Source organism: Bartonella sp. MM97QHHN, from assembly GCF_042194285.1.
Lineage (GTDB): Bacteria > Pseudomonadota > Alphaproteobacteria > Rhizobiales > Rhizobiaceae > Bartonella.
In genome coordinates this window covers 1-8,464 of sequence record NZ_JBHIMS010000008.1, presented here as the reverse complement: position 1 = coordinate 8,464, position 8,464 = coordinate 1, and the positions used below count along the sequence as shown (strand labels likewise).

At 41.4% G+C, this 8,464-nt stretch carries 1 protein-coding gene and 2 pseudogenes; all 3 read left to right on the top strand.

From position 1 onward, the window contains the following. Positions 1 to 2,269, top strand: a pseudogene (locus tag ACFIJW_RS00145) (hypothetical protein); the annotation flags it as partial. 49 nt (positions 2,270 to 2,318) lie between these two features. Next, positions 2,319 to 3,545, top strand: a complete 1,227-nt coding sequence (locus ACFIJW_RS00140; protein WP_375632675.1) for a hypothetical protein — start codon at positions 2,319 to 2,321, stop codon at positions 3,543 to 3,545. A 2-nt stretch (positions 3,546 to 3,547) separates the two neighbouring features. After that, positions 3,548 to 8,464, top strand: a pseudogene (locus ACFIJW_RS00135) (hypothetical protein); the annotation flags it as partial.

The window sequence follows — 8,464 nt, the reverse complement described above, 5'->3', positions numbered from 1 at the left end:
TGGCAAAACACGACAAATTACAGGTGTAGCGGCTGGTAGTGAAGATGCAGACGCAGTGAATCTAAGACAATTGCAAGACTTAGAAGATGTCGTAAGAAAAAATGGTTGGAAACTATCTGTTGACGGTAAAAATGCTAAAACAGTCATTATGGATAGCGGAGTAGATTTTTCCACTGGAAGTACAAATCTTAACATTACAAAAGGTGATAAAGATAATAATGTAAAATTTGATTTAGCTAAGGATGTTACATTAACGAGCTTAAAGGCAGGCACAACTGCCCTAGATGCAACAGGCTTAGTGATTTCTGGAGGCCCCAAAATAACGACCGATGGTATTGATGCTGGAGGTAAAGAGATAAAGAAAGTTAAGGCTGCAGCACTCACTGAGACTTCACAACAAGCGGTGAATGGTTCACAGTTATTTGCAACAAATAATGAAATTGCTGATGTAAGAGATAGTATCCTTGTTAAGCAAGAACAAGAAGAAGAAAATAGATTAGCGCGTAGTCTTCGTGCAGGGGGAACAGGTGTTATTACCATTGGGAAAGGAACTGGTGGCAATGAAGTCAGCATTCTGAATAAAGATAATGAGAAACGGAAAATTTCCGGTTTATTAGGTGGCGATCTCAGTGCAAATTCAGATGAAGCGGTTAATGGCTCACAGCTGTTTACTACAAATCAAAATGTTACAATTGTAGCCACGAATATAGCTAAGTATTTAGGTGGTGGCGCTAAATATGAAAGTGGCGCATGGACTGCTCCTAAATTCACTGTTAAGTCCGTTAAGGATGATGGCGAAACAGAAAACAAAGAATATCCTGATGTAGCTTCTGCCTTTGAAGGTGTAGGTACTTCTATCACAAATGTTCAGAATAAATTGACTGAACAGGTTAATAATGTGATTAACAAAGTAGAAAGCGAAAGCTTTGTTCAGCAAGACCAAACAACACATCGTCTCACTATTGGAGCTGCAGTAGAAGGCAGTGAAATCAATATAGCCAACAAGACTGGTGCGGATCGGATAATTTCAGGTGTTGGTGAAGCAACAAAGGATAATGAAGCTGTTAACAAAGGTCAGCTTGATAAAAGTCTGAAGGATCTTTCTACCAGCCTTCAGTCTGATGATTCAGCCGTTGTTCATTACGATAAAAAAGATGGTGATAATGGCGGCATTAATTACACGAGTGTGACTTTAGGTGGTAAAGATAAGACAGCTGTAGGTCTCCATAATGTTGCTGATGGTAAGATTGCCAAGGATTCACATGATGCAATCACGGGTGGACAGGTTAATACCATAGCTTCGGATTTATCAAAGATTTTAGGTGGCGCTGTATCCTTTGATGGCAAAAACTTTACAGGACCAACGTATGACTTATCGACAGTTTCTAAAGAGGGTAATGTAACAAATAAATCGTATGAAGGTGTTGAAACAGCCTTTAAAGGACTTGATGAGAATATCAAAACCGTTAACGATCGTATTAAGGAAGTCTCAGAAGGAGTTTCACAGGATTCTTTATCATGGAGTAATCAGAGTAATGCTTTTGTAGCCTTGCATGGAAAAGAAGGTGAAAAGACAAACAGCAAGGTCACATCGCTGGCTGATGGTTCTCTAGTGGCGGGTTCGAGCGATGCGGTTACGGGTGGACAGATTAATACCATAGCTGCGAGTTTAGCAAAAATTTTAGGAGGCAAAGCATCGTTTAGTGCTGATGGCACTTTTACAGCTCCCAGCTATGACTTATCGACAGTTTCTAAAGAGGGTGATGTAACAAATAAATCATATGAAGGTGTTGGAACCGCTTTTTCAGCTCTTGATGCAAATATCAAGAATGTGAATGCACGGATTAAAGAGGTTTCACAAGGAGTTGCACAGGATTCTTTGGTATGGAGCAAGGATGTAAATGCCTTTAGTGCGCAGCATGGAGAAAAAGAGGATAAAAAAAATAGCAAAATTACCTCTCTTGAAAATGGTAAACTTTCAGAGGAATCAACCGATGCCGTGAATGGTTCACAGCTCCATTCTACGAACACAGCCCTTGCAGAATATTTCGGTGGTAATACCAAGTATGAGGAAGGCAAATGGACAAAACCTGATTTCAAAGTTGCACAATTTGATTCTGATGGCACAGAAGGTGACAAGAAGACTTATCACAATGTTGCTGCTGCTTTTGAAGGTGTTAACAGTACTTTCACCACTCTGAATGAAGAGATTGTCGATGTAAGAGACAGTATCCTTGTTAAGCAAGAAGAAGAGGTGACNTCTGAATGAAGAGATTGTCGATGTAAGAGACAGTATCCTTGTTAAGCAAGAAGAAGAGGTGACGTTAAGTCGTAGTCTTCGTGCGGGGGGATCGGGTGTTATCACTATAGGTAAGGCAGCAGGCGGTACGGAAGTAAGTATTCTCAACAATGAAGGTAAGGAACGGACAATTACCGGTGTGAGTACTGGTGAACTTTCAGAAAGTTCAACGGATGCGGTTAATGGCTCACAGCTTTTTACAACCAATAAAAATGTTACTAAGGTTGCTGAGCATACAGCGAAATATTTTGGTGGTGGTGCAGGCTATGATGATGCAGGTGAATGGACTGCCCCAAGTTTCAAGGTTAAGAAATTCGATGATACAGGCAATTCGAAAGAGGAAACTTATAATAATGTTGCGGATGCGTTAGATGGCGTAAGTACATCTTTCACGAATATTCACAAAGAGATTAACAAAGTTGTAAGCGATAGCCTTGTTAAGCAAGATAATGATACAAAACTTATTAACATAGGTTCTGGAAAAGGTGGTGCTGCAATCAGTATAGCAGATAATACGAGTACAGATCGGACACTTTCTGGTGTGAAGGCGGCAGAAAATGATAACGAAGCGGTTAACAAAGGGCAGCTTGATAAAGAGATCAAAGGTCTTGCTCAAATCGTTAAAAGTGATTCTTTGAATTGGAGTGAAGCGGATAAAGCTTTTGTAGCGCAGCATGGAGAAGGAGATACGAAAGGGAATAGCAAGATTACGTCTCTTCAGGCTGGAACTGTTTCTAAAGACTCAAGTGATGCGGTTAATGGTTCTCAGCTTTATTCATTAGGTGATAAGGTTGCTACGTATTTTGGCGGAGGTGCCAAGTATGAGAATGGTGAATGGACCGCTCCCACTTTCAAGGTTAAGACTGTTAAGGAAGATGGCAAGGATGAAGAGAAGAGCTATACTGATGTAGCTTCCGCCTTTGAGGGTGTAGGTACTTCTATCACAAATGTAAAAAAAGAGCTTACCAAGGTTGTAGGTGATAGCCTAGTTAAACAGGATACAGACAGCAAGACTATCAAGATTGGTGCGGAGACAGATGGTGCTACAATCAATATTGCAAATAAGAGTGGTGCTGATCGGGTTATTTCCGGTGTAAAGGAAGCGGCGAATGACAATGAAGCTGTTAATAAAGGTCAACTTGATAAGGGTTTAAAAGATCTCTCTGATAATCTTCAATCTGACGNGTCTCAGAAGGAGTTTCACAGGATTCTTTATCATGGAGTAATCAGAGTAATGCTTTTGTAGCCTTGCATGGAAAAGAAGGTGAAAAGACAAACAGCAAGGTCACATCGCTGGCTGATGGTTCTCTAGTGGCGGGTTCGAGCGATGCGGTTACGGGTGGACAGATTAATACCATAGCTGCGAGTTTAGCAAAAATTTTAGGAGGCAAAGCATCGTTTAGTGCTGATGGCACTTTTACAGCTCCCAGCTATGACTTATCGACAGTTTCTAAAGAGGGTGATGTAACAAATAAATCATATGAAGGTGTTGGAACCGCTTTTTCAGCTCTTGATGCAAATATCAAGAATGTGAATGCACGGATTAAAGAGGTTTCACAAGGAGTTGCACAGGATTCTTTGGTATGGAGCAAGGATGTAAATGCCTTTAGTGCGCAGCATGGAGAAAAAGAGGATAAAAAAAATAGCAAAATTACCTCTCTTGAAAATGGTAAACTTTCAGAGGAATCAACCGATGCCGTGAATGGTTCACAGCTCCATTCTACGAACACAGCCCTTGCAGAATATTTCGGTGGTAATACCAAGTATGAGGAAGGCAAATGGACAAAACCTGATTTCAAAGTTGCACAATTTGATTCTGATGGCACAGAAGGTGACAAGAAGACTTATCACAATGTTGCTGCTGCTTTTGAAGGTGTTAACAGTGCTTTCACCACTCTGAATGAAGAGATTGTCGATGTAAGAGACAGTATCCTTGTTAAGCAAGAAGAAGAGGTGACGTTAAGTCGTAGTCTTCGTGCGGGGGGATCGGGTGTTATCACTATAGGTAAGGCAGCAGGCGGTACGGAAGTAAGTATTCTTAACAATGAAGGTAAGGAACGGACACTTACCGGTGTGAGTACTGGTGAACTTTCAGAAAGTTCAACGGATGCGGTTAATGGCTCACAGCTTTTTACAACCAATAAAAATGTTACTAAGGTTGCTGAGCATACAGCGAAATATTTTGGTGGTGGTGCAGGCTATGATGATGCAGGTGAATGGACTGCCCCAAGTTTCAAGGTTAAGAAATTCGATGATACAGGCAATTCGAAAGAGGAAACTTATAATAATGTTGCGGATGCGTTAGATGGCGTAAGTACATCTTTCACGAATATTCACAAAGAGATTAACAAAGTTGTAAGCGATAGCCTTGTTAAGCAAGATAATGATACAAAACTTATTAACATAGGTTCTGGAAAAGGTGGTGCTGCAATCAGTATAGCAGATAATACGAGTACAGATCGGACACTTTCTGGTGTGAAGGCGGCAGAAAATGATAACGAAGCGGTTAACAAAGGGCAGCTTGATAAAGAGATCAAAGGTCTTGCTCAAATCGTTAAAAGTGATTCTTTGAATTGGAGTGAAGCGGATAAAGCTTTTGTAGCGCAGCATGGAGAAGGAGATACGAAAGGGAATAGCAAGATTACGTCTCTTCAGGCTGGAACTGTTTCTAAAGACTCAAGTGATGCGGTTAATGGTTCTCAGCTTTATTCATTAGGTGATAAGGTTGCTACGTATTTTGGCGGAGGTGCCAAGTATGAGAATGGTGAATGGACCGCTCCCACTTTCAAGGTTAAGACTGTTAAGGAAGATGGCAAGGATGAAGAGAAGAGCTATACTGATGTAGCTTCCGCCTTTGAGGGTGTAGGTACTTCTATCACAAATGTAAAAAAAGAGCTTACCAAGGTTGTAGGTGATAGCCTAGTTAAACAGGATACAGACAGCAAGACTATCAAGATTGGTGCGGAGACAGATGGTGCTACAATCAATATTGCAAATAAGAGTGGTGCTGATCGGGTTATTTCCGGTGTAAAGGAAGCGGCGAATGACAATGAAGCTGTTAATAAAGGTCAACTTGATAAGGGTTTAAAAGATCTCTCTGATAATCTTCAATCTGACGATTCAGCAGTTGTTCTTTATGATAAAGGTACAGATGAAGAAAACACCATTAATTATGAAAGTGTGACGTTGGGGAAAGGTAAAGATGCTAAGCCCGTTGCTCTTCATAATGTAGCTGTTGGCAGCCTTACAAAGGATTCACGTGATGCCATTAATGGTGGACAAATTCATACCCTCTCTGAAGATGTTGCGAAGTTTTTAGGTGGTGGTACAGCTTTTACAAATGGTGCTTTCACGGGACCCACCTATAAATTATCTAAGGTTTCTAAAGACGGTAAGGAAGAAGAAGCTGAATTTAAAGATGTTGGTACAGCTTTTGAAGGCATTGATACGAGTATCAAGAATGTGAACGCTCGTATTAAGGAAGTTTCACAAGGAGTTGCACAGGATTCGTTGTCGTGGAGCAAGGATGAGGATGCCTTTGTAGCGACGCATGGAGAAGGAGAGAAAAAAGGCAACAGCAAGATCACGTCTCTTAAGGATGGAGATGTTGCTGCTAACTCAACGGATGCTGTTAATGGATCTCAGCTTTATTCTACGAACAGTTCCCTTGCGGAATATTTCGGTGGCGGAACTAAGTATGAGGATGGCAAATGGACGAAACCTGATTTCAAAGTTGCACAATTTGATGCTGATGGTACAGAAGGTGACGAGAAGACTTATCATAATGTTGCTGCTGCTTTTGAAGGTGTTAACAGTGCTTTCACCACACTTAATGATGAGATTGTCGATGTAAGAGACAGTATCCTTGTTAAGCAAGAAGAAGAGGTGACGTTAAGTCGTAGTCTTCGTGCGGGGGGATCGGGTGTTATCACCATAGGTAAGGCAGCAGGCGGTACGGAAGTAAGTATTCTCAACAATGAAAATGCAACGCGGAAACTTTCCGGAGTGAGTGCTGGAACACTCTCAGAAAGCTCAACGGATGCGGTGAATGGTTCACAGCTTTTTACAACCAATAAAAATGTTACTAAGGTTGCTGAGCATACAGCAAAATATTTTGGCGGAGGTGCCAAGTATGAGAGTGAAGCGTGGACAGATCCAAGTTTCAAGGTTAAGACCGTTAAGGAAGATGGTAGTGATGTTGAAGAGCAGAGCTATGCAAGTGTTGCGGAAGCCTTTGAGGGTGTAGGTAATTCTTTCCAGAACATTCATAAAGAGATTACACAAAGCAATACGGCGGTTACTGAAAACATTAAGCAGAATGCGTTGATGTGGGGTGAGAAAGAGGGAGCTTTTGTAGCCTTGCATGGAGAAGAAAATAGCAAAAGCAACAGCAAGATTAAGTATCTTGCGAATGGAGATATTTCTAAAGACTCAAGTGATGCGGTTAATGGCTCACAACTCTATTCCATGAATAAGATGTTTGCGACCTATTTTGGTGGAGGTGCTGGATATAATGATGATGGAAACTGGACCGCTCCCACTTTCAAGGTTAAGACTGTTAAGGAAGATGGCAAGGATGAAGAGAAGAGCTATACTGATGTAGCTTCCGCCTTTGAGGGTGTAGGTACTTCTATCACAAATGTAAAAAAAGAGCTTACCAAGGTCGTAGGCGATAGCTTAGTTAAACAAGATGAAAAGACGCATGTTATTAGCATTGGAGGTGAAAAAGGCGGTACAAGCATCAATATTGCAAACACTGATGGTACGAAACGTACTCTTTCCGGAGTGCATGATGGAACGGTTTCGGAAACCTCAAGTGATGCGGTGAATGGTTCACAGCTTTATTCCATGAATAAAACGGTTGCGACCTATTTTGGTGGAGGAGCTGGATATAATGATGATGGAAACTGGACCGCTCCCACTTTCAAGGTTAAGACTGTTAAGGAAGATGGCAAGGATGAAGAGAAGAGTTATGATAATGTTGCGGATGCGTTAGCAGGAGTAGGGACGTCTTTCACGAATATTCATAACGAGATTAACAAGGAGATTAACAAAGTTGTTAGTGATAGCTTAGTTAAGCAAGATGATGAGACGCATGTCATCAGCATTGGTGGTAAAAAAGGCGGTACGAGCATCAATATTGCAAACAGTGATAATGCAGCGCGGACACTCTCAGGTGTTAAGGAAGGTGATGTTTCAAAAGCATCGACGGATGCGGTTAATGGTTCACAACTCTATTCCATGAATAAGATGTTTGCGGAGTATTTTGGTGGTGGTGCAGGCTATGATGATAAGGGAGAATGGGGTGCTCCAAGTTTCAAGCTAAAAACAGTCAACTCTGATGGAAAAGATGAAGAGAAGAGTTATGATAATGTTGCGGATGCGTTAGCAGGAGTAGGGACGTCTTTCACGAATATTCATAACGAGATTAACAAGGAGATTAACAAAGTTATTAGTGATAGCTTAGTTAAGCAAGATGATGAGACGCATGTCATCAGCATTGGTGGTAAAAAAGGCGGTACGAGCATCAATATTGCAAACAGTGATAATGCAGCGCGGACACTCTCAGGTGTTAAGGAAGGTGATGTTTCAAAAGCATCGACGGATGCGGTGAATGGTTCACAACTCTATTCCATGAATAAGATGTTTGCGGAGTATTTTGGTGGAGGAGCCGGCTATAATGATAAGGGAGAATGGGGTGCTCCAAGTTTCAAGCTAAAAACAGTCAACTCTGATGGAGAAGATGAAGAGAAGAGTTATGGCAATGTTGCGGATGCGTTAGCAGGAGTAGGGACGTCTTTCACGAATATTCATAAAGAAATTAACAAAGTTGTTGGCGATAGCTTAGTTAAACAAGACGAAAAGACGCATGTTATTAGCATTGGAGGTGAAAAAGGCGGTACGAGCATCAGTATTGCAAACACTGATAGTGCAGCGCGGACACTCTCTGGAGTTAAGGAAGGTGCAGTTTCAAAAGCATCGACGGATGCGGTGAATGGTTCACAACTTTATTCCATGAATAAGATGTTTGCGACCTATTTTGGTGGTGGTGCAGGCTATGATGATGATGGCAAATGGAGTGTCCCAAGTTTCAAGCTAAAAACAGTCAACTCTGATGGAGAAGATGAAGAGAAGAGTTATGGCAATGTTGCGGATGCGTTAGCA